The sequence below is a fragment of the Pedobacter steynii genome (assembly GCF_001721645.1).
Classification (GTDB): domain Bacteria; phylum Bacteroidota; class Bacteroidia; order Sphingobacteriales; family Sphingobacteriaceae; genus Pedobacter; species Pedobacter steynii_A.
Window position 1 is genome coordinate 1,926,683 of sequence record NZ_CP017141.1, and the last position, 26,019, is coordinate 1,952,701.

The 26,019-nt window shown below is 41.2% G+C and carries 24 protein-coding genes and 1 tRNA gene; 7 read left to right on the forward strand and 18 right to left on the reverse strand.

All coding sequences use genetic code 11. From position 1 onward, the window contains the following. The first annotated feature begins 587 nt into the window (after window positions 1-587). The gene (locus BFS30_RS07930) at window positions 588-2,081 is read left to right on the forward strand and encodes a serine hydrolase domain-containing protein (protein WP_069378793.1); all 1,494 of its coding nucleotides are present in this window, start codon (window positions 588-590) and stop codon (window positions 2,079-2,081) included. A gap of 608 nt (window positions 2,082-2,689) precedes the next feature. Here BFS30_RS07930 and BFS30_RS07935 read toward each other — a convergent pair. Next, window positions 2,690-2,766, reverse strand: a tRNA-Asn gene (locus BFS30_RS07935). Between the two features lie 316 nt (window positions 2,767-3,082). Here BFS30_RS07935 and BFS30_RS07940 point away from each other — a divergent pair. After that, window positions 3,083-3,493 (forward strand): BrxA/BrxB family bacilliredoxin, encoded by a 411-nt coding sequence (locus tag BFS30_RS07940; RefSeq protein WP_069378794.1) that lies wholly within the window; start codon window positions 3,083-3,085, stop codon window positions 3,491-3,493. Between the two features lie 351 nt (window positions 3,494-3,844). Here the strand turns inward: BFS30_RS07940 and cdaA are convergent, their stop codons facing one another. Further along, window positions 3,845-4,636: a diadenylate cyclase CdaA gene (gene cdaA, locus BFS30_RS07950; RefSeq protein WP_069378796.1), complete on the reverse strand. Its 792-nt coding sequence runs from the start codon at window positions 4,634-4,636 to the stop codon at window positions 3,845-3,847. 27 nt (window positions 4,637-4,663) lie between these two features. Continuing rightward, window positions 4,664-5,521 (reverse strand): dihydropteroate synthase, encoded by an 858-nt coding sequence (folP, locus tag BFS30_RS07955; RefSeq protein WP_069378797.1) that lies wholly within the window; start codon window positions 5,519-5,521, stop codon window positions 4,664-4,666. 56 nt (window positions 5,522-5,577) lie between these two features. Between folP and BFS30_RS07960 the strand changes: the two genes are divergently transcribed. Genes BFS30_RS07960 through BFS30_RS07975 form a run of 4 tightly spaced genes read left to right on the forward strand, consistent with a single transcriptional unit; the run spans window position 5,578 to window position 8,879 of the window. After that, window positions 5,578-6,120 carry a DUF1599 domain-containing protein gene (locus tag BFS30_RS07960; protein WP_069378798.1) on the forward strand — a complete coding sequence of 181 codons (543 nt, stop codon included), beginning with the start codon at window positions 5,578-5,580 and terminating at the stop codon, window positions 6,118-6,120. Next, complete coding sequence (locus tag BFS30_RS07965; protein WP_069378799.1) at window positions 6,120-7,310, forward strand: BT_3928 family protein; 1,191 nt, start codon at window positions 6,120-6,122, stop codon at window positions 7,308-7,310. Before BFS30_RS07960 ends, BFS30_RS07965 begins: the two co-directional genes overlap by 1 nt. A 3-nt stretch (window positions 7,311-7,313) precedes the next feature. Then, window positions 7,314-8,369, forward strand: a complete 1,056-nt coding sequence (locus BFS30_RS07970) for an ABC transporter permease (protein WP_069378800.1) — start codon at window positions 7,314-7,316, stop codon at window positions 8,367-8,369. Window positions 8,370-8,372: 3 nt separating this feature from the next. Beyond that, complete coding sequence (locus tag BFS30_RS07975) at window positions 8,373-8,879, forward strand: shikimate kinase (RefSeq protein ID WP_069378801.1); 507 nt, start codon at window positions 8,373-8,375, stop codon at window positions 8,877-8,879. On the opposite strand, the gene BFS30_RS07980 is transcribed toward BFS30_RS07975, so the two are convergent. Both BFS30_RS07980 and BFS30_RS07985 read right to left on the reverse strand, forming a co-directional pair. Continuing rightward, window positions 8,876-9,274 carry an acyl-CoA thioesterase gene (locus BFS30_RS07980; RefSeq protein WP_069378802.1) on the reverse strand — a complete coding sequence of 133 codons (399 nt, stop codon included), beginning with the start codon at window positions 9,272-9,274 and terminating at the stop codon, window positions 8,876-8,878. The genes BFS30_RS07975 and BFS30_RS07980 overlap by 4 nt on opposite strands. A gap of 79 nt (window positions 9,275-9,353) precedes the next feature. Further along, complete coding sequence (locus tag BFS30_RS07985; protein WP_069378803.1) at window positions 9,354-9,803, reverse strand: DoxX family protein; 450 nt, start codon at window positions 9,801-9,803, stop codon at window positions 9,354-9,356. A 264-nt stretch (window positions 9,804-10,067) separates the two neighbouring features. Between BFS30_RS07985 and BFS30_RS07990 the strand changes: the two genes are divergently transcribed. Then, window positions 10,068-10,754, forward strand: coding sequence for a TetR/AcrR family transcriptional regulator (locus tag BFS30_RS07990; RefSeq protein WP_069378804.1), 687 nt, complete (start codon window positions 10,068-10,070; stop codon window positions 10,752-10,754). On the opposite strand, the gene BFS30_RS07995 is transcribed toward BFS30_RS07990, so the two are convergent. The 13 genes from BFS30_RS07995 to BFS30_RS08055 all read right to left on the reverse strand — a co-directional run bounded on the left by BFS30_RS07995 (window position 10,720) and on the right by BFS30_RS08055 (window position 26,009). Then, window positions 10,720-11,520: a tRNA pseudouridine synthase A gene (locus BFS30_RS07995; RefSeq protein WP_069378805.1), complete on the reverse strand. Its 801-nt coding sequence runs from the start codon at window positions 11,518-11,520 to the stop codon at window positions 10,720-10,722. The genes BFS30_RS07990 and BFS30_RS07995 overlap by 35 nt on opposite strands. A gap of 4 nt (window positions 11,521-11,524) precedes the next feature. Next, on the reverse strand, window positions 11,525-13,492 hold the full coding sequence (locus BFS30_RS08000; protein WP_069378806.1) for a beta-N-acetylhexosaminidase: 1,968 nt from the start codon (window positions 13,490-13,492) through the stop codon (window positions 11,525-11,527). 69 nt (window positions 13,493-13,561) lie between these two features. Beyond that, entirely contained in the window at window positions 13,562-14,977 is a 1,416-nt protein-coding gene (gene dacB, locus BFS30_RS08005; RefSeq protein WP_083251989.1) for a D-alanyl-D-alanine carboxypeptidase/D-alanyl-D-alanine-endopeptidase, read from the reverse strand. A 98-nt stretch (window positions 14,978-15,075) separates the two neighbouring features. Beyond that, window positions 15,076-16,065, reverse strand: a complete 990-nt coding sequence (locus BFS30_RS08010; protein ID WP_069378807.1) for an aspartate-semialdehyde dehydrogenase — start codon at window positions 16,063-16,065, stop codon at window positions 15,076-15,078. Between the two features lie 285 nt (window positions 16,066-16,350). Continuing rightward, window positions 16,351-17,223, reverse strand: coding sequence for a sugar phosphate isomerase/epimerase family protein (locus tag BFS30_RS08015; RefSeq protein WP_069378808.1), 873 nt, complete (start codon window positions 17,221-17,223; stop codon window positions 16,351-16,353). A 10-nt stretch (window positions 17,224-17,233) separates the two neighbouring features. Then, window positions 17,234-18,115, reverse strand: coding sequence for a hydroxypyruvate isomerase family protein (locus BFS30_RS08020; protein ID WP_069378809.1), 882 nt, complete (start codon window positions 18,113-18,115; stop codon window positions 17,234-17,236). After that, window positions 18,115-19,353 carry a nucleoside permease gene (locus BFS30_RS08025; RefSeq protein WP_069378810.1) on the reverse strand — a complete coding sequence of 413 codons (1,239 nt, stop codon included), beginning with the start codon at window positions 19,351-19,353 and terminating at the stop codon, window positions 18,115-18,117. Before BFS30_RS08025 ends, BFS30_RS08020 begins: the two co-directional genes overlap by 1 nt. Window positions 19,354-19,386: 33 nt before the next feature. Then, window positions 19,387-20,076 carry a 3-keto-disaccharide hydrolase gene (locus BFS30_RS08030; protein ID WP_069378811.1) on the reverse strand — a complete coding sequence of 230 codons (690 nt, stop codon included), beginning with the start codon at window positions 20,074-20,076 and terminating at the stop codon, window positions 19,387-19,389. A 27-nt stretch (window positions 20,077-20,103) separates the two neighbouring features. After that, window positions 20,104-21,549, reverse strand: a complete 1,446-nt coding sequence (locus tag BFS30_RS08035) for a Gfo/Idh/MocA family protein (RefSeq protein WP_069378812.1) — start codon at window positions 21,547-21,549, stop codon at window positions 20,104-20,106. Window positions 21,550-21,578: 29 nt separating this feature from the next. Continuing rightward, the gene (locus tag BFS30_RS08040; RefSeq protein ID WP_069378813.1) at window positions 21,579-21,968 is read right to left on the reverse strand and encodes a c-type cytochrome; all 390 of its coding nucleotides are present in this window, start codon (window positions 21,966-21,968) and stop codon (window positions 21,579-21,581) included. Between the two features lie 16 nt (window positions 21,969-21,984). Then, on the reverse strand, window positions 21,985-23,037 hold the full coding sequence (locus BFS30_RS08045; protein ID WP_069378814.1) for a sugar phosphate isomerase/epimerase family protein: 1,053 nt from the start codon (window positions 23,035-23,037) through the stop codon (window positions 21,985-21,987). A 5-nt stretch (window positions 23,038-23,042) separates the two neighbouring features. Beyond that, on the reverse strand, window positions 23,043-24,203 hold the full coding sequence (locus BFS30_RS08050) for a Gfo/Idh/MocA family protein (protein WP_069378815.1): 1,161 nt from the start codon (window positions 24,201-24,203) through the stop codon (window positions 23,043-23,045). 102 nt (window positions 24,204-24,305) lie between these two features. Next, window positions 24,306-26,009 (reverse strand): GMC oxidoreductase, encoded by a 1,704-nt coding sequence (locus tag BFS30_RS08055; protein WP_069378816.1) that lies wholly within the window; start codon window positions 26,007-26,009, stop codon window positions 24,306-24,308. Window positions 26,010-26,019 lie beyond the last annotated feature (10 nt).

Here is a 26,019-nt window from a genome sequence, read left to right on the forward strand (position 1 = left end):
CCATTTGCAGCCTAACTAGGCAATAAGTTGGATATTTCTCTGAAATGAAATAGAGTAAGGAGTTTGAGCGGTGGTAAAACAAAGGTTGATTGTCTGCTACGCAAAGATTTCGTCATTAGTTTTAAATTCGTATAAAGAGGGAAGCTCTATATGCAACATTCGCTATCCCATCAGCAACTGTTTATAAGAATTTTATTCTCAACAAGGTCATAAATTATTGAGAAGCAGCTTAAAAAAATAAAAAGAATAAAGCTGGAACAATTACCGAAAAAATCTTCTATAAGAATGAAAACAGGGAAATGGGACTGGGCACAAGGATCGATTTTTTCTTCCGTGCAACTTTGCCTATTTTTTTGTGTCTTCTTGTAAGATTAATTATTTCAATGCAAAGGTTGCATTCATCCTTAAAGTGTAAAATCGCCTAATTCTACAACTGGGCCGTAGCTTAAAATGATCAAAATAACCGTTTGAAAAAAAATCTTGATAGTATTATTAACAATCACACACGAAGCAAAAAAATCACTAAGAAATTCGGCACAATGCTGTAAATAATTTTACAAGAAACACAATAACTTAAAACATAAAAAATGAATTTTGACATTAAAAACTGTAAATCAACGATTATCCTTTTATTTTTCTGTACATCAGCAAGTTATTTATTTGGACAGTCTTCCACAAAATATTCTAAAGAAATTCAATCAAAAATTAAACAAGTGGAAAATAATCTTTCAAGTTGGGTGCAAATTGAAAATAATTCCCAAATGTGGACATTAGAGGAAAGAATGAAATTTTACCATGCCAATGGTGTTAGCATTGCAGTAATTAAAGACTATAAAATTGAATGGGCAAAAGGTTATGGCTGGGCTGACAGTTTAGAGCAAAAGCCTGTAACAACTAAAACTTTATTTCAAGCAGGTTCAAATAGTAAATCTCTAAATGCAGTTGGAGTATTAAAATTGGTTCAAGATGGAAAATTGAATCTCAATACGGATATAAATATCTACTTAAAATCATGGAAATTTCCCTACGATTCCTTATCCAAAAGTAAAAAAATCACAATTTCCAATCTATTGAGCCATACTGGTGGAATAAGTGTACATGGATTTAATGGATACAAAAAAGGAGAGGAAATACCAACTATCAAACAAATATTAAATGGACAAAAACCTGCTAATTCAGAAGCTATTCGTTCAATGTATGAGCCATCCTTCAAATATGAATATTCTGGTGGTGGAACCACCATTTCGCAACTAATTATTCAGGATGTAACAGGAAAACCGTATGATGAATTTATGTGGGAAAATGTGCTGAAGCCAATGGGTATGACTAATAGTTCTTACACACAGCCCCCATCAGCAAACATGCAGAATTTATTAGCAACAGGATATTACAATGATGGAAAAACCGTAGAAGGAAAATACCATATTTATCCAGAGCAAGCTGCAGCTGGTCTTTGGACAAATCCAACTGATTTAGCGAAATATGTAATCGAAACTCAACTTTCTTTAAAGGGAAAATCCCAAAAAGTTCTTTCAAAAGATATGACAAAATTAAGACTTACGCCTTTCATTGATAGTAAATCAGCATTAGGAGTATTCATAATTAATAAAAATGGAGTTAAAAATTTCGAGCATGGTGGTGTAGATGAAGGTTTTGTAAGCCAGTATGTCGGAACTTTTGAAGGAGGTAACGGTGTGGTAGTCATGACAAACACATACAACACTGATCTATTTGATGAAATTATTAGAAGTGTTGCATTAACATACGATTGGAAAAATGCTTATACGCCTGATTTAAAAAAAGAAATTCACATTAAAGGCGAAGATTTAAAGCCTTATTTAGGGAAATATGGAAGTGGAGATTTTATATGGTCAATAATTAAAAAAGAAAATGATATTTACCTTACTATTAATGATAATCAATATTGGGGTACTTGTAAGTGGAAAATTCATTTTACAAATGATAGTAATTTTTTTGTCACCGAAAAAAACAGTGAATTTCTTTTTTTAAGAGATGCATCGGGAAAAATTACGGCTCTTAACTGGAATGATGAAAATATATTAAAAAAAGTAGAAGAGTAAAAAACTGCCTACAACGGATTTGGGCAATTGGCTTAATGGGAAGTTGGTTTTGTATTTGGGATGATTTGGCTAATCCGAAGAATGGACTTAATTTAGCCCCAAACCCACTGTAGTACCAAGACGTTGGCAGTAATGCTATTATCGACTTTCACTTAACTCAATGATAATAAAGTCTAGACAACGACAGACATAAAATAACTATGATAAGGGACTTTACGAAACTCATTTATTGAGAATTTAGAAACATCAATTGACTTGCATAAAAATATTCTTAGACTTGAACAATGTTATTTTGAGGCAAACCGACGGACCGCATTTTTTTGGATAGGTAAACTATTTCTTTTCAGAACAGGTATTTGAACTCTATAATGCTAGCAAAACCTGCAATCCTGTCGCATTTAACAGCATCGAACCAAAAAACCATATAATAAATCATAACTTATTCGCTAGTACGGTTTTAGTGAAGCAGGTTTGAGGTTTTTATAGGCTTTACACAGTATAGGTGCGGACACTGGGCTCGAACTAAAAATCGGCCTCTATTTGCACTATGCAACGATTTGAAAATCAACTAAAAACAGAAATGCCCTTCACGATATCGTGAAGGGCATTGGCTCCCGAGACTGGGCTCGAACCAGTGACCCTCTGATTAACAGTCAGATGCTCTAACCAGCTGAGCTACTCGGGAATCCTTCGATCTAAAGAAATCTGCTTTTGTAAACAAAAGTGATCCTCTTTTTTCGGAGTGCAATATTAGAGAATCTGTTTGAATTTTGAAAGGTCTTCATTCAGTTTTTTTATAACTTTTCTTTAAGCGCTTATATCTGTGTGAATTAAATATCAGGATCCTGGGTCTTAATTCCCGGAAAGGGCATCCTTTTGGCAAAATTTGAGCAAATCAAAGTAATTTAAAGGTAAAATCAGAATCCCGTATCAGGTATTACTTTGATGCTAATAAGTAGTGCTGTACATTTGTATAGACTAAAGAATTAAAAATAAATAATATGTATCCTGAATATTTAGTAGAACCTATGCGTGCAGAACTTACCAAAGTAGGTTTTGAGGAATTGAAAACTGCAGCTGATGTGGATAGTGCCATCACTGGTGAGGGGACTGTATTTGTAGTAGTAAACTCTGTTTGTGGTTGTGCGGCAGCAAATGCGCGCCCTGCAGCAAGATTAGCAGCAGCAAATGAAAAACATCCTGATAAACTGGTAACAGTATTCGCAGGAATGGAGAAAGACGCTGTCGACAGAGCAAGAGGTTACATGTTGCCTTTTCCTCCATCTTCGCCATCAATGGCTTTATTTAAAGATGGTAAATTGGTACATATGATTGAACGTCATCAAATCGAAGGCAGACCGGCTCAAATGATCGCTGATAGTTTAATCGGTGCTTTTGAACAATATTGCTAATCGTAAAAATATCCTAAGGAAAAGGGCTGGTTAATTTAATCAGCCCTTTTTTCAAACCGTCTGTTTTTCTGTAAGACGGATCGAAGACCCTGAGGGTCTTTATTGCTAAACTCTTCGTTTTCTCCTGAATTAATATTTCCTGGTATACGCGTTCACACCTCCTCCGTACTGCGGCCGGACTGAGTGCAGAATCAGTGCATAATGCCTCCATATCTGGTCCACCTTTTCCTAACAAAAACGTGGACTCACTGTGGACTCAGTGTGGACTTACTGTGGACTCAGTACGGACGTATATGCCGCTCATCCCGGACCCATGGTAAATGAACTGTTTATTTTAATTTAAAGGAAATTTTAGAAATCTTTATTCAGCAACTTCTCCAGTTCTCCAAAAGAAACATTCATGCGTACACGGCCCTGCTTGGCATAGGCAATTTCTCCGGTTTCTTCAGATATGATCACTGCCACAGCATCGGTAGTTTCGGAAACACCAATACCGGCCCTGTGGCGCAGGCCAAACTGAGGAGGTAGCTTGTCGTTGTCCGTTAAGGGAAGGATACAACTGGCACTTTTGATTTTATTTTCGGCAATGACTACGGCACCATCATGTAAAGGGCTGTATTTTTGAAAGATACTTTCCAGTAATCTTTTAGAGATTTTAGAATCTATGATCTCACAACTATTGGCAAACAACTGATCATCATAAAACTTGACAAATACAATCAGTGCCCCTGTGCGCGATTTCTTCATGCTTTTACAAGCATCAATGATCGGTTTGATGCGGACCAGATTATCCCTTTCAATATTCTTACTTCCGAAGAGGTAACCCCACCAGGCCTTATTTTGCTGGAGAAATGTGTTTTTTCCGATCATCAGTAGAAAACGCCGGATTTCGGGCTGAAAAATCACAATCAGGGCGATGATTCCAACACTCATGAATTTGTTGATAATCGTAGACAACAAGCGCATATTGAGCTGCTCTACCGCAAACCAGATAATCAGAATAATCAGCATACCCAGTAATAAATTCACTGCCAGGGTATTTTTGATGAGGTTGTAGATGTAATAAATGAGCAGCGCAACAAAAATAATATCTGCTACATCAGTCAATGATACTTTTAGAAAATCGAAATCAAATCCTTTCATTATCGCCAAGTTAGGTATTTTTTGATATTAATGTGACCTGGTTTTCTCCACTAAAGCGATGCACTCTGCTGCTGCCTTAACGTCATGAACCCTTAAGATGCCGGCTCCTTTCATCAATGCAATGGTATTGAGGACAGTGGTGCCATTCAGCGCTTCCTGCGGCCCTCCTCCCAGAAATTTATAAATCATGGATTTCCTGGAGAACCCGGCGAGCACAGGTAGTTCGAAAAGATCAAGGTCTCCCAGCTGATTTAACAACTGGTAGTTTTCGTCGGTTGTTTTTGCAAACCCAAATCCAGGGTCCAGAATAATGTCTTTTACACCCAGCTGATGTAGTGCCTTAATCTTACCGGAGAAATAATCCACCAGATCTAAGCCGATGTCGGTATAACCTGTCTGTTGCTGCATGGTCTGCGGGGTACCGCGCATGTGCATCAGGATATAAGGAACCTGTAAATCTGCAATAGTCTGGAACATGGCCTCATCCATTCCGCCGCCGGCAATGTCGTTGATCAGGTGAGCTCCGGCTGCAATACTCTCTTTTGCAACCTTTGCACGGAAAGTATCGATGGAAAGCCAGGCTTCGGGAAATTCCTTACTGAGCAGCTCCACAATAGGGATGATGCGGTTCAGTTCTTCATCAGTACTCACTTCTGCTGCTCCCGGGCGTGAAGAATAGGCACCGATATCAATAAACTTAGCTCCCTCATTTAGAAAAGTTTCCGTTCTTTTTAAAGCATCATCTGCAGTTCCGGCTCTGCTGTTGCTGTAAAAAGAATCGGGAGTAAGGTTCAGGATTGCCATCAAGGCCGGCCGACTCAAATCTGCCAGCTTACCTTTTAGGTTTAGTGTGGTCTTTCGGTTTAAAAATGTATCTTTAGCCATCGTATAATACAAAAATACGGTATTTAAATAGCTTTAAACTAAATATTTTAATTGTTTTGGCAACAAACACATCTCAAGAATTCGATTCGGTAATAGCGATTTGTAAATCGCTTTTTTTAAAGAAAACAAAGGACTATGGAACAGCCTGGAGAATACTCAGGCCATCCTCTATCACGGATCAGATTTTCATTAAGGCGCAACGCATCCGTACGCTGGAAGAAAAGAAAGTTTCAAAAGTAGGAGAGGACATCAGCTCTGAATATATTGGCATCATCAACTACTGTGTCATTGGGATGCTGCAGCTGGAACTGAGTGCAGATGATCCCTATGAAATGAAAGTGGACAGGGTGGAAGCGCTCTTTGATGAAAAAGTGAAACTTACCAAAGACCTGATGTTCGCTAAAAACCATGATTATGGAGAAGCATGGAGAGAAATGCGTACCAGCTCATTAACCGACCTGATCCTGATGAAAATCATGAGGGTTAAACAGATTGAAGATAATTTAGGAAAAACACTGGCTTCTGAGGGGATAGATGCCAACTATCAGGATATGCTCAATTATGCTGTCTTTGCATTGATTAAACTGGATGTGAAATAATGAAGAAAATCGCCCTTAATTTTGCCAGAATATTTGTTGGAGTCCTGTTTATATTCTCAGGACTGATTAAAGCGAATGACCCGCTTGGCTTTGGATATAAGTTACAGGAATATTTCGATGAGTTTCACCATATCTTTTTAAAATTTGTTGGTGGAACCGCAGATGGAAGCTTTTTTTTAAGTGAAATGGCTACTGGCATTGCGATCATACTATGTGTGCTCGAAGTGGTATTGGGTGCTTTGTTGCTTTTTGGTTTCTGGAGTAAAAAAGTGACCTGGGGGCTTTTAGGAACGATTTTATTTTTCACCTTCCTGACCTTTGTTTCCGCATTCTTCAAAATAGTGACTTCTTGCGGATGTTTCGGAGATGCCATTCCTTTAACACCATGGGAGTCTTTCTCTAAAGATGTGGTTTTACTGGTACTGATTGTTTACCTGTTTATTCATAGGGAACTAATTAAACCGGTTACAGATCAACCCGGCTTACAAAAGGGACTTTCTGCAGGAGTACTGGTATTGTCTCTGTTATTCAGCATCTATACCTATAGCCGTTTGCCGGTCCTGGACTTTCTGCCTTACAAAGTAGGGGCAAATATTCCGGAGCTGATGCGGATCCCACTGGGAGCACAGCCGGATGAGTTTCAGATCATGTACAACCTGACAAACAAGAAAACAAAGGAGAAAAAGGTGATGAGCGATAAGGATTACCTGAAAACGGAAATCTGGAAAGACGAGAACTGGGAGATCGTTGGTACCCCGGAAAAAAAACTGCTTAAAAAGGGGTATGAGCCTAAAATTAAAGACCTGAATATCACAGATGGTTCCGGTACGGATTATACGAAAGAACTGATAGAAAACCCTTATTATAACCTGATTATTGTGGCGTATAACCTGAAGGATACGAATGAAGAGGAGATGGCTTCTTTAAATGCACTATCTCTGAATGCGGCAGAACAGTTTAACATCAGAACGGTACTGCTGACTTCTAATTCGGCGCAGGATGCTGAAGCATTCAGTAAAAAAATGAAGCTGTTTACAGAGATCTTTTATGCTGATGCGGTTCCTTTGAAGAGTATGGTAAGAGCCAATCCAGGTGTGCTTTTATTAAAGAATGGAGTGATTGTTAATAAATGGCACTATAATACGATGCCTTCTTTTGAGGAGCTCTCTGAAAAATATTTCACTAAATAACCTATGTTCCAATACGCCATCAAGAAGTTTTTATACGGACTGGCCGTAATGGCCGGGGTGGTAAGTGTGGTGTTCGTCCTGTTTAACATTTTGCCGGGAGATCCGGCAAGGATGACCATGGGACAACGTTCTGATGTGCAGTCGCTGGAAGCAGTACGTAAAGAATTTGGTCTGGATAAATCCAGGCCTGTTCAGTTTTTCTTATACCTGAATGACCTTTCTCCCTTCAGTATTCATCCTGATGAAGAGGGAAACCGGAAAAAATACCATTATGTCAGATTGATCGGAATAGGGAAAGAGGTGATTGTCCTGAAATGGCCGTATTTGCGCAGGTCTTATCAGACAAAGAGAGAGGTGACTTCAATTTTGAGAGAAACGGTTCCTAATACCTTTATTCTGGCCTTAACGGCAATGATCTTTGCCACGATCATAGGTGTATTTCTGGGTGTGCTGTCTGCGGTCCACAAGGATACCTGGATTGATAAAGCCGCAAACTCCTTTGCTATTCTCGGAATTTCTGCCCCTTCTTTTTTTGTTGGTATCATTATCGCCTGGTTATTTGGTTTTGTTTTAAGTGATTATACAGGGTTGAATATGTCGGGCAGCTTATATAGCTATGATCCCTTTAAAGGGGAGATCATGACCTGGAAAAACCTTTGGTTACCCATGCTTACACTGGGTTTAAGGCCATTGGCTATTATCGTTCAGTTAACCAGGAGTGCAATGCTGGACGTGCTGGCACAGGACTATATCCGTACGGCCAGGGCAAAAGGACTTGGGCGGAATGCAATTATCTATAAACATGCACTTAAAAATGCTTTAAACCCGGTAATCACTGCGATTTCAGGTTGGTTTGCCTCATTGTTGGCAGGATCTTTCTTTGTAGAATACATATTTGGCTATAACGGGCTAGGCAGAACTACGGTAACCGCGCTGGAAATGTCAGATTTTCCGGTCGTAATGGGTTCAATTCTTTTTATTGCATTTATATTTGTGCTGATCAACATATTGGTCGATGTATTATATGCCTTTGTTGATCCAAGGGTAAAACTCGCTTAAAAAATGAAGATATTTCTGATTGGATTTATGGGCTGCGGTAAAAGCACTTTGGGAAGAAAGCTGGCTACCAAACTGGGATATGATTTTATTGATCTCGATCATCAGATCGAAAAGCAGATCGGGATGTCCATAGGAGCCTATTTTGCAGCCAATGGAGAAGAAGCCTTCAGAGCGTTTGAACGTAAAACCCTGCAGGAGCTTGATTATCCGTCCAATTGTGTGGTGGCAACAGGTGGAGGCGCCCCATGTTACTTTGACAATATGGAATGGATCAATAACAACGGTGTTTCGGTGTATATTGAAATGTCGCCAGCGGCATTAGCCCGACGTCTGGAAAACGGAAAAGAGAAACGCCCACTGTTAAAAGACATGAATCAGGAAGAAATGATCAGCTTTATTGAGAAAAAGCTAGAGGAACGGGATCCTTTCTATCTTCAGGCAAGCTTGAAGGTGAGTGGAATTAACCTCAGTCCTGATGACCTCAGGGCCTTGCTGCTTGCCCGCGTTTAGTTGTCCTCGTTCTCAAACTGCTCCTCAATATATTTGATATGTGTTTTGCCATGTGGGGCTGGATTACCATCCTCATCCACGTTCACAAATACCATTTTATCAATGGTCAGAATGCTTTTTCTGGTGATCTTATTTCTCACTTCACAGCGCATGGTCAATGAGGTATTTCCGAAATCTGTTGCCGTAATCCCCATTTCAATAATATCACCCTGTTTTGCAGAACTTACAAAGTTAATCTCGGAAATGTACTTGGTAACCACCCTTGGATTGCCCAATTGGACAATGGCGTAAATGGCGGCTTCCTCGTCTATCCATCTGAGCAGGCTCCCGCCAAATAAACTCCCGTTTGGGTTTAAATCTTCTGGTTTTACCCACTTTCTGGTGTGAAAATTCATATAACTGGTTTTGCGCAAAAATACGCGTTTGGCACCTATAGAATCTCACAGGGGCGTAATAATGGAAAATGCTGTTGGACTATCGTCTTGGCTTTTTCTTCATCTGATGGTCTACTGAAAATGGCCCTGATCCAATTACCCAGAACAATACCAGTAATAACAATACAATCAGAGATAACCATAATTCCGAGTTGAGCATTGAAAATCCCCGGGATAGGTTAACAAAAAATACAGCGCATAAAAGGATAGGGATCTGTATCACTACCGCAAATCTGGTGAGCAGACCTATGGTGATCAGAATTCCACCTACAAGATGTACAAAGCCAACAATATGTACTGCCAGACTGGCCATCATTCCGGAAAAACCAAATACATTGTTTTGTAGCAACAGGTCCTGAAGAACAGCTGTATTGCTGACAATTGCAATTCCTTTGAAGAAAATAAGTAAGCCCAGGGCAATGCGGATTACATCCAGCCATTTGGCATGATGTACATCACCCCAGTGTTCAATTCTCTGAATAACAGTCATGATAAACCTCCTTTTTAAAAATGCTTATTGAAGTTAATCAGAAAAAATGAGATAATCAATAGTTTGTACGGTAACTCTAAAGTATTGCGGTATAATGTTTCTTTAACTGTGTTTGTCGTGAAATTATCAGTTAAACTCTTCTGCTGAAGTCTCTAAATAAATGTGATGAGGTTCGTTTATTTTCGTATGAAAAATAATTTATTTTCCTAAATTCCTCAAAAAACATCGGTTTCGTTTGAAACGATCGGATCCCCCCTTGTTGATATGGCTGAAAAAGTAGTTCAAAAAATAACGAAGAACCGTCTGCTGACGGAACGTAAACTCATTGATGCGGTTGGATCGATCATCAGGCAAAAAGGTTATACCGGCCTGGGGGTAAATGCCATTGCCAAAGAAGCGAAGGTCAATAAGAAGCTCATCTACCGGTATTTTAATAATGTAGAACAGCTGATCGAAACTTATGTGATTGAAAAGGACTATTGGCTTTCATTTAACAATAAGATCATCGATGAAATAGACCTTAAGAACAAAAAGAGCAGTCTGATTGAGAATTATGTATCCATCCTGGAAAAACAATTTGAATTCTTTTGGAATGAAGATGAAATGCAAAAAATCATTTTATGGGAGATTTCAGAACGGACGAGCCTGCTGGATAGCGTTTCTATGGTCCGTGAAGAATACGGAAATGCACTTCTGGCCTTATCTGATCCTTATTTTAAAAACTCGGCAGTGAGCATAAGGGGAGTTTCCGCTCTACTGGTTTGCGGGATTTATTACCTGGTGCTTCATGCTAAAAAAAATGATAGTACCATCTGTGGCCTGGACATCAACACGGAAGAGGGCAGAGCAGAAATTACGAAATCCCTCCGCCATATTATCGAATGGGCTTTTCAGGCCGGAAAAACTAAGATCAAGACTAACCGAACTGATCTACCTGATGCTGTAGAATAGCCGAAAATTCCGTTCTTGGGGGAAGGTTCAGGTAGGGATAGGTTACCTTTGACAGGTATAATCCCTGCGGATGGGCAGGAGTGATCAGTGTTGGGGTCCTTTTAGTAATCAGGTAATCCTCAAATTCATCTACGCTTAAGTCGCCCTTTCCAATTTTTAACAATTGTCCCATAATGATCCGGATCATTTTGCTGAGAAACCGGTTGGAAGAAATCTGGAAGCGCAGACGATCTCCGCTGGCATCCACAGTTAGCCCGGCCGACATGACGTTACAAATGGTATGCTCATACTTATCCGGACTGGTACAAAAGGGACGGTAGTCTTTGTATTGAGGCAATAAGGCTGCTGCCTGTTTCATTTTATCAACATGCAGGTCTTTCAATAAATAGAAGGAACTGAGGCCACTCAGGAAAGGGCTTTTATAGGTATGGATAAAGTAGTCATAGCAGCGCTGTACAGCGTCAAACCGGGCATGTTGCATACCGGACATAGGAATGATGTCAAAGATGGCAATACTGGCTGGTAAGAGCTTATTCAGCCTGAAAATAAGATCGAAATCCCAGGGCTGTTCAATGTCCATATGAAAAAAGAACTGACTGGCATGGACATGGGCATCTGTTCTTCCGCAGCCGTTGATAAAAACCGGCGTCTTCAGAATCTGAGTCAATGCCTGTTCCAGTACCCCCTGAATATTTAATATCCCGGGTTGTTTTTGCCAACCATTAAAATGAAGGCCATGATAGCCGATATGTACGAAATACCTCAATGTTCTATTTTCTAGCTCGTTTGTTTAACTCTTCTATCGGCATACTGAGCATCCTTCCTACAGGTTTTTTCCCTTTGTAAGTAATTACCCTTAACATTCCCGCATCTTTAGGCGGATTGAGTTTCTCTGTATATTTTGGGTAAAAACGATCCGGAAAAGAGTTGTCGAAACTGTAATAGATATCCAGTCCTTCAACCTCTGTACTCAATTCAATCAGTAACTGCCTGTCTGCAGATCTGCTCACTTTAAATATCGGATCGTATACGCTAGGTGCATATTTGGTTTCCGCAATGTCCAGTCTTTCGAAATGCTGTTCTACTCTTCCAAAGAAATTAACCCAGTTTTTCTTTTCCCTCGGTGACCATACGGATTCTGCAATAGCCATACCTCTCGGCCAGGTCATGTATTCGGCCTGTCTGATGTTATAAACTTGTTCTGTCCATAAATTTGCCTGTCCGCCTTTAATGTACTTAGGATCTACACCGGATGGAATGGGATCAAACTCATAGGATTTGCTTAACCTCAATGAAGCATATACTCTGGGCTCGGTAATGGCATCTGCCTGCATATAGTCTAAATAGGCATAGGTAGTTGGGCTCATCACCACTTCGTGTTTTTTCAAGGCAGCTTCAGTGCCATATTTCATGCCCCTCCAGCTCATTACTGCAGCACTGGGCGACATATTTCCATCGAGGATTTCATCCCAGCCCATAAATTTTTTGCCTTTGGATTCCACGATAGATTGTACGCGTTTTTCAAAATAGCCCTGAACCTGATGCATATTCTTTAAACCTTCCTTTTGCATCAGGGCCTTAATGGCATCACTCTTTTCCCAGAAATTAAAAGGGGCTTCATCACCTCCCATATGCAGGTATTCAAAAGGAAACAACGCTGCTACCTGTGTAATTACGCTGTCCAAAAAGCTATATACTTTTTCATTCGCCGGACAAAGGGTATTGTCTACCAATGCGGTTGGAGGAGCACCTCTGGACCAGTCCATAATCCTTTCCCCGGAACGGACCCGGTAGTTTTCTGCACCGGGAGTACAGGAAAGCTCAGGATAAGAGGCGATGGCAGCAAGACTATGTCCCGGAACATCAATTTCAGGAAGGATGTTTACAAATCTTTCCTGTGCATATTTTACCAGCTCCCGGATATCTTCCTGAGTATAATATCCACCATAGGTGCGGGGCTCATCTGGTCCCGGAGGACTGAAATTGCCGAATTCCCCGGTCTTTTTTACACTCCAGGCACCCACCTCGGTAAGTTTAGGAAAACCTTTGATCTCTATTCTCCAGCCTTCATCATCAGTAAGGTGTAAATGAAGAACATTGTATTTATAGCGAACCATCGCATTGATGTACTGCTTTACTTCTTCTTTTGTAAAGAAATGACGGGCAACATCGAACATTAAGCCTCTCCAGCCTACACGTGGATAATCGGTGATGTCTACGCAGGGACTTTTCCAGTTGATATCTTCTACCAGTTCCTTGCTTTCTATTTCTTTTGGAAACAGCTGGATCAGGCTTTGTGCCCCGTAAAATAAACCGGCTGCTTTATTGGCTTTAATCACAATATGACCGGAATTTACGGATAGCTGATAACCTTCGTTTCCTAATGCTGCATTTGCCTTATCATTTAAGACCAGTCTGATGGTTGCATTACCCGCAGAAGGATCGGCGCTGATGACCGAAACATAACTCCCTGTTGGTATGGAAAGCCGTTCCTGAAGGAAAGCCGTTACCTGTTTCAGTTCCGGATTACCTGGAGATTGTATGGTGACATTGGCAGGTAAAACGAAATGACCATCGTTTTTAACTACAGAAACAGGTTCAGGGATAATGGCAATTTCAGAAGGAATATTTGTTGATGCAGCTACTTCGGAAGTATTGCCGGATTCAGCAGCTATAGTCTGACTAAAAGCAACTGTGCTCATCAGGCAGCAGGAAAAAAACAGAAAAAATCTTTTCATAGAACTGGCTAACAGTATATTTCGAATTTTATAAACGGGCGCAATTTATCAATAAAAAGGCAAATAATCTTATTTAAGCGCATCCAGCACCTTGAACAGCTTCCTGCTGATGCCTGACCCGGAGTAATTGTTGATGTTGATGACAATGATGTATTTATTGCCGGATTTATCAGTGTAGTATCCGGCATATGCGGAAACATCATTGATACTGCCGCTTTTCAACTTCATCCCATTATTGTCGGGAAGGGATTTATAGAAGTCAGGGAACCAGTCTTCTTTCTGCGACTGAAACAATATGCTGGCCATACTTGTGGCAGTTACCCGGGTTGCGGGAGAAAGACCACTGCCATCCATAATGTTCATTGCAGCCCTGTCTAAACCTTTGCCTGCCCAGAAATTGATTTCGGCCTGTGCCCCGTTTTTTGTAGTGGCCGGTTTGCCGGACTTCCAGGCAATGGTCCTCAGGAGGTGTTCTCCATATAGGTTGACGCTTTTCTTGTTAAACCAATACACCATTTCGCTCAAAGAAGGAGAAGAGATCGTGAGTAACTTCTGACTGGCAGTTGGTAAGGTTTGTTGGTCAATTGCCAGAAGTCTGGCTGTTGTTACACCGGATTGAGTATTGATCCCGATGCTTTGCAGGGTATCCTGTAAACGAAAAGCAGCGTCAAACGCCGGATCGGGTAAGGCTGCGGAAACACCTGATTTAGAAATTCCCAATGCCCAGGTGCCACGGAGGTAGGCGGTATTGCCATAGGGTGGGAGATAGGCATAAACGTTATCTCCGGTTCCTTCTGAGCCTGCTTTCAGTTCGTTTACAAACTTAAGGTAGGGCATCTCCGGTACCACCTTTAAGACCGACACTTCGTTTTCTGCTGATCTGCTGGCTTTAAGGTGAATATCAAACTGATTTTCCCGCCAGCTAAGGGCAGAAGGACCGGCCCCATAGTAATTTCCTATATCCTGCCAGATCCAGCCATCAGGAGTGCTCTGACTACCCCATAAACTATCGTCTCCGATAATTCTGCCTTCAATTTTTTTTATCCCCGCAGCTTGTATGGCTTTCAGCCACTGATCCAGAACATGGGCTTCTTTACTGCTTTCGTATCTCCAGGAGCCCAGGGTTGGATCGCCGCCGCCGATAATAATCAGGTCTCCTTTTAAAGTTCCCTCTGTGGTAATACTTCCGCTGTATGCAAGTGTGGTCTGGTATTGAAAGTCTTTGCCAAGTATGCTGAATGCGGTAGCGGAGGTAATGGTTTTTAAAGTTGATGCCGTAGCGAGTCCGATATTTTCATTTTTACCGAATATGGTTTTTCCTGTGGTGGCATCGAGTACACATAAAGCAACAATCCCATATTTTGCCTGTGGATCTGCAATTAAGCTATTGTAGGCTTGTTCCAGTTTTTGCGCCGGGCTTTGTGCAAAGGCAAACTGCTGAATCATTAACAGGAATAAAATGGATATTTTTTTAGTGGTACTCATCAAAACAGCTTGGTTTAGTTTGGGTAATAACGAAAAAAGTGATGTACAGATTGCCTTGATTAGCTTTCCATACATCACCTGGTATTTTTTAAGAAGGATTAAATCAATCCTTTTTGTACTAAAAATTCAGCAATCTGAACGGCATTTGTTGCTGCACCTTTACGCAGGTTATCGGCAACGATCCACATGTTCAGTGAATTCGGCATAGATTCATCACGTCTGATCCTTCCAACAAATACTTCATCTTTTTCATGAGCATCTTTTGGCATCGGGTATTTCAGGTTGGCAATGTCATCTACTACAATAATTCCCTGAGTTTTTTCCAATAATTCTCTTACGTCAGCAAGATCGAAATCATTTTCAAACTCAATGTTTACCGATTCAGAGTGACCACCCATTACCGGAATACGAACAGTAGTTGCGGTTAAACGGATGCTGTCATCACCCATAATCTTACGGGTTTCATTGATCATTTTCATCTCCTCTTTTGTGTATCCGTTTTCTACGAAAACATCAATCTGAGGAATTACGTTTAAGTCGATCTGATATGGATATGCCATCGGGCCATCAATGCCTTTACGCTCATTCATCATTTGCTCTACCGCCTTTACACCGGTACCGGTTACCGACTGATAAGTAGAAACAACAACGCGTTTGATCTTATATTTATCATGTAATGGTTTTAAAGCCACTACCATTTGAATGGTTGAACAATTCGGGTTTGCAATGATCTTATCATCAATAGATAGTTCATGGGCATTCACTTCTGGTACAACCAGCTTTTTGGAAGGGTCCATGCGCCATGCAGATGAATTGTCAATTACGGTAGTACCTGCCTCAGCGAAACGTGGTGCATGTTCTAATGAAGTGCTTCCTCCAGCAGAGAATAATGCAATATCAGGTCTCATTGAAATTGCAGTATCCATGTTTACAATCGCGTACTTCTTACCCTTGAAAGTGATTTCCTTACCAACACTTTTTTCGGATGCAACCGGAATTAACTCGGTTAACGGGAAGTTACGCTCTTCTAACACTTTTAACATTACGGTACCTACCAGACCGGTGGCGCCTACAACTGCAATTTTCATTTTTTTAAATGGTTTTTTTAATCGTTTTTATTAATTTATATAGTATTCAGTTTTTATAATAAGTTCTTTATTCTCAATGGTCTGAGTAGATCTCAGATTTTTCAAATATGGTGATTTTTTTACGCTTTTTGTTCCCCAAGAACTTAAAACTTGCATTTTGATTTGTTTTTAACAGGTGATCTTTACCCTTTTATGTGAAATGATGCCGCAAAGACGAATTTCTGAACATAAAAAAGGGAAGTAGTTTTGTAAACCACTTCCCTTGATATTTTAAGATCTCTATTCTTAAATCAAATCGTGATTTACATGGTCAAAGCTTTTCTTAATGCTGATGAATGGATCCATGGAGAAGTTTTCCTGCTCTACGATCGCATGTTTCAGCCCGGCCTGCTTGGCGTGCTTGAAAATAGACTTGAAGTCGATACTTCCGCTACCTACTTCTGTATTGATAGAAGGTTTAGCTTTATCCATGTCTTTCACATGCCACATCGGGAAACGTCCGGGGTATTTGTTGAATAAAGCAACAGGATCGTTTCCTGATCTTACTACCCAGTACAAATCCATTTCAAATTTAACATTGTCTTTATCCGTTTCCTGAAGCATTACCTCATATCCGGTTCCACCATCATATTTTTTGAATTCAAAATCATGGTTGTGGTAAGCAAGCGTTAAACCTGATTTTTTACAGATTTCAGCAGCTTCGTTTAAGCGGGCTGCCACTTTTTTATAATCATCAAGGCTGGATCTTAAATTTTCTCCCAGCCATGGTACGGTCAGGTAATCCATACCGATGCCTTTTGCTCCTTCGATATTGATTTTTAAGTCGTCCTGATTGCCATCTTTAATGAAAGGATCCAAACCAAAATGCCCGCTAGGTGCTTTTAATCCGTTTGCATCTAGTAGACTTTTGAATGCTTTCGCGTCCAACCCCCAGTAACCGCCCTGAGCAGAATAACCATAGGTTTCTACTTCTTTATAGCCTGCTTTGGCTACCTGCTCGATTACTCCTTTAACATCTTTTCCAATCACTTCACGCAGGGTGTACAATTGAAGACCAACTGGTTTTGCTTTTGCAGGAGTGCAGGCAAATGAAGGGAGTACGATCGCTCCCGCCGCTGCAATTCCTACATTTTTTATAAATGTTCTTCTTGAATTCATAGCTTTTAGTTTATACGTCACAAATATTTACGGCATCTCTCAATGATTTGATTTTATCCTGGTATCTGGGAATAAATTCCTGTGCCAGGTAACCCTTAAAGCCTGTTGCAAGAATGGCTTTAATGATTGCCGGATAAAATAACTCCTGAGTATCGTCTATTTCGTTTCTTCCGGGTACGCCGGCAGTATGGTAATGAGAAATGTACTGGTGGTATTTATTGATGTTGGCAATCACATTTCCCTCATCAATCTGCATGTGGTAAATGTCGTACAACAGTTTAAAGTTTTCTGAACCCAGCCTTTTGGCCAGTTCAGCTCCCCATGCAGTGGTATCACATTGATAATCTTTATGGTCAACTTTACTGTTTAACAACTCCATTACCAATACTACATTGTGTTTTTCGGCAATTCCGATCACCTGCTTTAGTCCCTCTACACAATTTTTCCATCCGGTTTCATCGTCTTTTCCACGACGGTTTCCACTGAAACAAATCAATTGGGTATATCCTGCTTCGGCTACTTTGGGAATCATTTCTGAATAGTTTTTAATCAGGGTAGCATGGAATTTAGGATCATTCCAGCCATCAACAAGGTTGATCTCCGCGCCGTTACACATCGAAGAGTACAAACCATGTTTCTTCAATATATGCCAGTCTGCGGGACCTACAAGGTCGATTGCTTTCAATCCTATTTTTTTTGCTTCAATACATAAAGCATCTAAATCCATTCCACCGAAACACCAGCGGCAAACGGAGTGGTTTACGTTTCCTTTCAATGCAGTAGATTTATAAGATTCCATTGCAAAAGCAGGTAAAGCTGCCGATACGCCTAATGCGGCAGTTCCGGCAACAATACTTTTCAGTGCAGTTCTTCTGCTTAGTTCTTCGCTCATTAGTGATTCAGTTGGGCTTCCACTTTCTTTTTATCGGTAAAGAAAAGTGCAAACAATAAGAATACCACGAATGCAATTCCCGAAGGAATGATCCATACCATTTTCCAGTCAAACGAGCCATCAGCAAGTTTATAGGTGTCGGTGATCCAGCCTGCAACTTCAAAACCGATCAGCATCCCTACACCATAGGTAGCAAGGGTGATCAGGCCCTGTGCAGAGCTTTTATATTTTTCTCCTGCTGCCGAGTTGGTATAGATTTGTCCGGATACAAAGAAGAAATCATAGCAGATTCCGTGAAGGGCAATACCTAGGATCAGCATAAAGCTCAGATCGCTTGCATTTCCATAAGCAAATAGCGCGTATCGTATACCCCAGGCCAGCATTCCTACTAAAATGGTTTTCTTAAAGCCGAACTTGGTAAAGAATACCGGTAAAAGCAGGAGGAACAAGACTTCGGAAATTTGTCCGATGGTCATTTTTCCGGTTGGATCTTCCAAACCTACATTGGAAAGGAAGGGGTGTGCATTCTGATAGTAGAATGCCAAGGGAATACAAATCAGGATAGATGAAATAAAGAAAATCGCGAAATTCTTATCCTTTAATAGTTTCAAAGCGTTTAATCCCAGAATTTCTGAGACGTTTACTTTTTCACCTGATGCCACTTTCGGCGGTGTTTTTGGTAAAGCAAAACTAAATAAACCCAATACCAGTGAGGCGATTCCAGCCATTAGGAAAGTGTTTTTTAGCATTCCTGATTTTGCGGCTTCAGCGGTATCCCAGTGGAAAAAGAAACTGATTAACAAACCTGCAGCAATCCATCCGATTGTTCCCCATACCCTGATGGTCGAGAATTCTTTTTCAGGATCTTTCATTTGATTGAAAGAAACCGAATTGACCAGTGCCAGAGTAGGCATAAACAGAATCATGTAAGCCAGGACGTAAGGATAAAAGACATTGATGTCTGTGGCATTATACATCTGATACATCAGCACTGCTCCTATAAGGTGCAGGATTCCAAGAATCTTCTCCGCATTAAAATAGCGGTCAGCAATCAGTCCGATAATAAAAGGGGCAATGATCGCTCCCCAGGATTGGGTAGAGAACACTGATGCACTCTGGCCTCCGGTAGCGCTGAGATTATTCCCCAGGAAGGTGCCCAGCGTTACAAACCATGCGCCCCAGATAAAAAACTCCAGGAACATCATGGATGATAATTTGATGCGGTTGTTTAGGTTCATTTTTGGTTAGTTATATCTCGTTTTGTTTATCAATTATAGTTCTTTAATCAGGATGTTGCGGTACCAAACTTCGTTACCATGATCCTGAAGGGCAATCTTTCCGGATTTGAAAGTTGCAAAACCTTCCCAATTAGCAAATTTACTTCCTGCAATTAAAGCTTTAAACTGATCGTCCCACAGTGTGGTGCTGACGATTTTAACGCCGTTTAATTTCAATTCCAGCTTTCCGTTTTTGCTGATAATTTCTGCCGTATTCCATTCTCCAACCGGTTTTACGGGCTCTGAACTACTTTTAATCAGGTCATACAGGTCTCCCGAACGGTGTTTGGTGATCTTTCCGTCAGGATGACCATCATTGTCCAGTACCTGCATTTCTAAACCAGTACTATAGGTATTGGAATATTTAGCCTTGTCTTCATTAATGTAGAAAATGATTCCGCTATTGGCTTTCGGGGCTACTTTCCAATCTATTTTAAGGTGGAAATTGCTGTATTCCTTATCGGTTACCAGGTCTCCTCCACCTTCTCTTCCTGATTTAGGAACAAAATGAAGCGTACCATCTTCTACCTGCCATTTACTGCCTGCTGTAGTCTGGCCGTACGTATGCCATCCTGCGGTAGATTTACCGTCGAACAGTTTTGTAAATCCTTTTTTGCCAGATTGTGCTGTTGCAGATCCAATGATCGCAGTTAAGAACATGGCTGAGAAAATATATTGTTTCATAATTTTATCTTTTAGTTGAAATGAGGATTACCATCCTTTACGGTATTCGCGTTGTACGTATTGGTTTACCGCGTCAAAATTGGTGACTCTCATTTTGTCATTATCCCAAAGTAACTTGATGTTTCTTCCAGGGAAGCTGGCTTTGCCTTTATCGTTTTTCAACTGGATATCTGTAGCTCTGATGGCCAGGTTGGCCATTAGTAAAGCTTCTGTTAAAGGACCTGCAATGTCAAATGGAGAGCTGAGTTCTTTTTTACCATATCCGGCAATACAAGCCTCTACCCATTGTGCGTAGTGACCATCTGCTCCACCTTTAACGCGGGCAAGGCTTTCAGGTACCCTGATGTCTTTATTTTTGCTCAATGGTAATAAACGAGGATCTGCACTGTAAGTGCTGGCCATCATTTTTCCTTTTGTACCGATAAATAAGGTTCCGTTTCCACCGTCACCAAACACTTCGTTTGCTTCCAGTTCTTCCGGTCTTTCCGGTTGAATACCACCGTCCATCCAGTGAACTACCACATCGCCTTTAGTTTTATTCGTTTTCGGGAATTTTAAGGTCACGTGGCTTGATGGCGGACAACTGTCAGGGAAATACCCCCTTTTGAATTCATCCACATACACAGAGCCTACGCTCGCCTGAACTTCCGTAGCATATTTCAGGTTCAGCATGCTGAACGGAGCCTCTAACAAGTGGCATCCCATATCGCCTAATGCGCCTGTACCATAATCCCACCAGCCTCTCCAGTTAAATGGAACTAATTTCTCCACATAATCTTTGTAAGGGGCAGTACCCAACCATAAATTCCAATCCAGATCACTAGGCACCTGTGCTTTATTTGCAGACCATGGAATACCTTGTGGCCATACCGGTCTGTCTGTCCATGCGTATACGGTATGGACATCCCCGATTAAACCTGCATCATACCATTCTTTCATCTGTCTTGGCCCGTCGTTAGATGCACCCTGGTTTCCCATTTGGGTAACAACTTTATATTTAGAAGCTGCTGCGGTTAAGGCACGTGCTTCATAAATATCGTGGGTTAAAGGTTTTTGAACGTATACGTGTTTCCCTAACTGCATGGCAGCTAAAGCCTGTATGGCATGACTATGATCCGGAGTAGAAACCGACACTGCATCGAAGTTCTTGGATTCTTTGTCGAACAATTCACGATAATCTCTGTAATATTTTGCTTTCGGGAATGCCTTTACACTGGCAGCTGCCCTGGAGTCGTGTACATCACAAAGGAAGCCGATTTCGGCCTTGCCACTCTTATAAAAATTAGCAATATCTGACTGTCCTTTACCTCCTGCGCCAATTCCTGCAATAATCAGGCGGTCACTTGGAGCGGTAAATCCTCTTCCGCCTAAAACATGACGGGGAACAATCATAAATGCAGTAGCTGCAACTGCAGCCGTTTTGAGGAAACTACGTCTTGACGTAGCGTCCTGGTTCTTGTTGGTTTCTTCCATGGTTTATAGGGTTGGTTCTGTGGTTCAGGTTATTTTTTCAGGGATAGAATGTATCTCACCATTTCTTTAGCATCATCTTTCGACAGACTGGCATGCGGTGTCATTGGAACTTCTCCCCAAACTCCCTTACCACCGGAAATGATTTTACCTGCCAATAATTCAATTGTTTCATCGTTCAGGCTGTATTTAGCGGCAATCTCTTCGTAGGTTGGGCCAATTACTTTGGTTACTTTATTATGGCAGCCGATACAATCTGCAGTAGCGATCAGTCTTTCTCCCGGGTGTTTTTCGGTAGATGCTGTACTGGTTGCAGGTGTACTTTCTGTTGTTGTGGCGGTGTTTGTTGCATTTGATTCCGGACTTCCGCAAGAAGCTAAGGCAAGAATAAAGCAGGCTAGAACAAATAGTGTGTGTTTCATTTTGTGTTGTATTAATTTATAGACCTAAAATTTTATTGTTGAAATCGTCATCTCCACCAGAAGCCGCAAAATCATCAAATGCCCTTTCGGTTACTTTAATGATGTGCTTACTGATGAGTTCAGCGCCTTCTTTTGCACCAACCTGTGCATCTTTGATCGGGCATTCCCATTCCATTACCGCCCATCCCTGATAATCGTATTGTGCTAATTTACTGAAAATGGTTTTGAAATCTACCTGTCCATCGCCTGGTGAACGGTATCTTCCTGCGCGGTTTGCCCAGCTTTGGTATCCGCCAAAGGTTCCTTGTTTGCCGGTAGGGTTAAACTCAGAATCTTTCACGTGGAAAGCTTTAATGCGCTCGTGATAGAAATCGATGTACTGGATATAATCCAGCTGCTGCAATACAAAGTGAGAGGGATCGTATAACAGGCAGGCACGGGGATGGTTATTTACTTTTTCGAGAAACATCTCATAGGTGATGCCATCAAAAAGATCTTCACCAGGGTGAATCTCATAACATACATCAACGCCACAATTGTCGAACTCATTCAGAATTGGCGTCCATCTTTTGGCAAGCTCAGTAAAAGCAGCATCGACCAATCCTTCTGGTCTTTGTGGCCATGGATGGAACATATGCCAAAGCAGGGAACCACTAAAGGTAGCATGGGCATTCAATCCCAGGTTTTGCGAAGCTTTAGCGGCATATTTTAATTGCTGAACTGCCCATTTGGTCCGTTCAGCAGGGTTATTCTTATATTGATCCGGTGCGAATGCATCAAAAGCAAGGTCGTAAGCCGGATTCACTGCAACCAGTTGTCCCTGAAGGTGAGTGGACAACTCTGTGATTTCTAATCCATGTGCCTGCACTTTACCTTTTAATTCATCTGCATAGGTTTTGCTCTCTGCAGCTTTTTGAAGGTCGATAAAGCGGGAATCAAGCGTAGGCATCTGGATGCCTTTAAAACCTAATCCTGCAGCCCATTCACAAATGGCATCCAGTGAATTGAAAGGGGCTTCATCTCCAATAAACTGGGCAAGAAAAACTCCGGGTCCTTTAATTGTTGTCATGATATTTATATGTTAAAATCAAACCACTTTTGATCAGATGCGGAGGAAGCTACCACATTTTCAATAAATGCCATTCCTCTTACGCCATCTTCTACTTTAGGGAAGTCGAGCATCGCTGCTGTTGGTTCTTCACCTTTACTGATCGCTGATAGTGTTAACGCAAAGTTTCTGTAAATATTTGCAAAAGCTTCCAGATAACCTTCCGGATGACCTCCCGGAACGCGGGTATTGTGTTTAGCGATATCAGAAAGATAAGGCTGTCCGGCGCGATAAATCTGTGCCGGCTGATCCAACCATTTTACGATTAACGTATTTGGTTCCATCTGATGCCATTCCAGGCCACCTTTTTCTCCGTAAATTTTTATTTTCAGTGCATTTTCTTCACCTGCGGCAATCTGAGATGCAATCAGAACGCCGTTCGCTCCATTGTCAAATTTCAACAATACGTTCCCGTCATCGTCTAATCCGCGACCAGGAACAACGATGTTTAAGTCTGCACAGAGTTTACTGATTTTTAATCCGGAAATGTATTCTGCCAATTGAGCGGCATGCGTGCCGATATCTCCCATACAGCCACTTTTTCCGCTTTTCTTTGGATCTGTACGCCATGCGGCACCAGCGTTTCCTTCTCTTTCTGTGAGGGTACTCAACCATCCCTGAGGATATTCTACCATTATTTTTCTAATGGCACCGATTTTTCCTTCTTTCACCATTTCTCTGGCTTGTTTTACCATCGGGTAGCCTGAATAGGTGTGGGTAAGACAAAGAATAAGGCCGGTTTCCTTAACTTTTTCCTGTAGTTGTTTTGCTTCTTCCAGGGATAAGGCAATGGGTTTCTCAATCACGACATTAAAGCCATGGTCAAGTGCCATCATTGCAGGAGCAAAGTGTGCAAAATTTGGGGTCACGATGGTAACGAAATCAATGCGTTTATCTGCAGGAAGCTGACTTTCTTTTTCAATCATCTCCTGGTAGTTCTCATAAATTCTATCGTCATCCAGGAAAAGTTCTTTTCCGGATTGTCTGCCTACTTCAGGATTTACGCTTAAAGCTCCGCAGCAAAACTCTACCTGACCATCCATATTTGCTGCAATGCGGTGAACGGCGCCGATAAATGCGTCTTTACCTCCACCGATCATGCCCATTCTCATCTTTCTGTTGTTCATCAGAATAATTTATTTTGTGTTGTTTTTATACTATCTAAACCGACTTAGCACGGCTTAAATATAAAACCTGCATGCCGTTTTTACAAGCATGCAGGTTTAATTTTAAAGGTTTCCTTTTTTAAGTTCATTAACTGCAAAATCACATGCCCTTGCGGTCAGTGCCATATAGGTTAATGATGGATTCTGACAAGCGGCAGAAGGCATACATGAACCGTCGGTTACAAATACATTTTTCACTTCATGCATCTGGTTCCATTTATTTAACACCGAAGTTTTAGGATCGTGTCCCATGCGGGCAGTACCCATTTCATGGATGGCCATTCCCGGAGTAGAGCCATTATCATAAGTATGTACATCTTTGATTCCTGCGGCTTCCAGCATTTCAGCAGCATCGTTCATCATGTCTACGCGCATTTTTTGCTCGTTGTCTTTGAATTCACAATCAATTGCCAAAACAGGTTGTCCCCATTTGTCTTTTTTGTTTTTATCGATGTAAACACGGTTTTCATGGTATGGAAGAGATTCTCCAAAACCACCTAAGCCCATGTTCCATGCACCCGGAACAGTCATCTGGTCTTTGAAGTCGCCACCAAAAGCAAGTTCAGCAACTTCTCCATGCCAGTTTCCGCGACTTGCACCACCCTGGTATCCAAAGCCTCTTACATAATCGCGTTTGTCATTGCCGATATTTCTGTATCTAGGAATGTAAATTCCGTTTGCCCTTCTTCCGAAGGTATATTTATCGTCGAAACCTTCTGCTCTTCCGGAAGCTCCGCAACGGAAATGGTGGTCCATCAGGTTATGTCCCAATTCACCGCTACCATTACCTAATCCGTTAGGGAAAATGTCTGAAGTAGAGTTTAACAACAGGAAGGTAGAACCTAAAGTTGATCCGTTAACGAATACAATCTTTGCATAATACTCAATTGTTTCTTTTGTTTCAGAATCGATGACAACTACTCCTTTTGCTTTTTGTGTTTCTTTATCATAGATGATGGTATTCACCAGAGAGAAAGGACGAAGCGTCAGGTTTCCGGTCGCTACTGCTGCAGGAAGGGTAGAAGATTGTGTGCTGAAATAGGCACCGAAAGGACAACCTCTGCTGCACAGGTTACGGTACTGGCATTTACCTCTTCCGCCATGTTCAACAGTTAAATTGGCAGTACGGCCAATGGTCATGATCCTGGATTTTTTCCATTTGTCTTCAATCCTTTTCTTCACATCTTTTTCCACACAGTTCATTTCCATTGGAGGAAGGAATTGTCCGTCAGGGAAGTGAGGATAGTTTTCTGCCTGTCCGCTGATTCCTGCAAATTTCTCTACATAATCATACCATGGGGCAATGTCTTTATACCGGATCGGCCAGTCTACACCGTGCCCGTCTTTTGCATTGTCTTCGAAATTCAGGTCACTCAAGCGGTAACTCTGACGGCCCCACATCAATGATTTTCCACCTACATGGAAACCACGGTACCAGTCAAAACGCTTTACTTCAGTATAAGGACAGTCGTGGTCATTTACCCAGAAGCTTTCATTGAATTCCTGATAAGGGTAATCTCTTTTTTGCACAGGGTGTGACTCTTTTTGTGCTTCTGTTAATCTTCCGCGGTGTTCGAATTCCCATGGCTTTTTCATCGCCGTGGTATAGTCTTTAATATGTTCAACGTTTCTTCCTCTTTCCAGAAGTAAAACTTTCAAACCTTTTTCGGTTAATTCTTTTGCAGCCCAGCCGCCACTGATTCCTGATCCTACAACAATCGCATCATAAGTATTCTGCGCCGTTGCCTTTGTATTTAAATTACTCATTGTCTAATTG

Excerpts from the sequence above, each read along its gene's own strand:
- BFS30_RS07970 (WP_069378800.1), top strand. The coding sequence starts at position 7,314 with ATGTTCCAATACGCCATCAAGAAGTTTTTATACGGACTGGCCGTAATG.
- BFS30_RS08030 (WP_069378811.1), bottom strand. The coding sequence starts at position 20,076 with ATGAAACAATATATTTTCTCAGCCATGTTCTTAACTGCGATCATTGGA.
- BFS30_RS08045 (WP_069378814.1), bottom strand. The coding sequence starts at position 23,037 with ATGACAACAATTAAAGGACCCGGAGTTTTTCTTGCCCAGTTTATTGGA.
- folP (WP_069378797.1), bottom strand. The coding sequence starts at position 5,521 with ATGGCTAAAGATACATTTTTAAACCGAAAGACCACACTAAACCTAAAA.
- BFS30_RS08050 (WP_069378815.1), bottom strand. The coding sequence starts at position 24,203 with ATGAACAACAGAAAGATGAGAATGGGCATGATCGGTGGAGGTAAAGAC.
- BFS30_RS07985 (WP_069378803.1), bottom strand. The coding sequence starts at position 9,803 with ATGACTGTTATTCAGAGAATTGAACACTGGGGTGATGTACATCATGCC.
- BFS30_RS08015 (WP_069378808.1), bottom strand. The coding sequence starts at position 17,223 with ATGAATTCAAGAAGAACATTTATAAAAAATGTAGGAATTGCAGCGGCG.
- BFS30_RS07965 (WP_069378799.1), top strand. The coding sequence starts at position 6,120 with ATGAAGAAAATCGCCCTTAATTTTGCCAGAATATTTGTTGGAGTCCTG.
- BFS30_RS07975 (WP_069378801.1), top strand. The coding sequence starts at position 8,373 with ATGAAGATATTTCTGATTGGATTTATGGGCTGCGGTAAAAGCACTTTG.
- BFS30_RS07980 (WP_069378802.1), bottom strand. The coding sequence starts at position 9,274 with ATGAATTTTCACACCAGAAAGTGGGTAAAACCAGAAGATTTAAACCCA.
- BFS30_RS08010 (WP_069378807.1), bottom strand. The coding sequence starts at position 16,065 with ATGAAAATTGCAGTTGTAGGCGCCACCGGTCTGGTAGGTACCGTAATG.
- BFS30_RS08035 (WP_069378812.1), bottom strand. The coding sequence starts at position 21,549 with ATGGAAGAAACCAACAAGAACCAGGACGCTACGTCAAGACGTAGTTTC.
- BFS30_RS07940 (WP_069378794.1), top strand. The coding sequence starts at position 3,083 with ATGTATCCTGAATATTTAGTAGAACCTATGCGTGCAGAACTTACCAAA.
- BFS30_RS07930 (WP_069378793.1), top strand. The coding sequence starts at position 588 with ATGAATTTTGACATTAAAAACTGTAAATCAACGATTATCCTTTTATTT.
- cdaA (WP_069378796.1), bottom strand. The coding sequence starts at position 4,636 with ATGAAAGGATTTGATTTCGATTTTCTAAAAGTATCATTGACTGATGTA.
- BFS30_RS08025 (WP_069378810.1), bottom strand. The coding sequence starts at position 19,353 with ATGAACCTAAACAACCGCATCAAATTATCATCCATGATGTTCCTGGAG.
- BFS30_RS08000 (WP_069378806.1), bottom strand. The coding sequence starts at position 13,492 with ATGAAAAGATTTTTTCTGTTTTTTTCCTGCTGCCTGATGAGCACAGTT.
- dacB (WP_083251989.1), bottom strand. The coding sequence starts at position 14,977 with ATGAGTACCACTAAAAAAATATCCATTTTATTCCTGTTAATGATTCAG.
- BFS30_RS08020 (WP_069378809.1), bottom strand. The coding sequence starts at position 18,115 with ATGAGCGAAGAACTAAGCAGAAGAACTGCACTGAAAAGTATTGTTGCC.
- BFS30_RS07990 (WP_069378804.1), top strand. The coding sequence starts at position 10,068 with ATGGCTGAAAAAGTAGTTCAAAAAATAACGAAGAACCGTCTGCTGACG.
- BFS30_RS08040 (WP_069378813.1), bottom strand. The coding sequence starts at position 21,968 with ATGAAACACACACTATTTGTTCTAGCCTGCTTTATTCTTGCCTTAGCT.
- BFS30_RS08055 (WP_069378816.1), bottom strand. The coding sequence starts at position 26,009 with ATGAGTAATTTAAATACAAAGGCAACGGCGCAGAATACTTATGATGCG.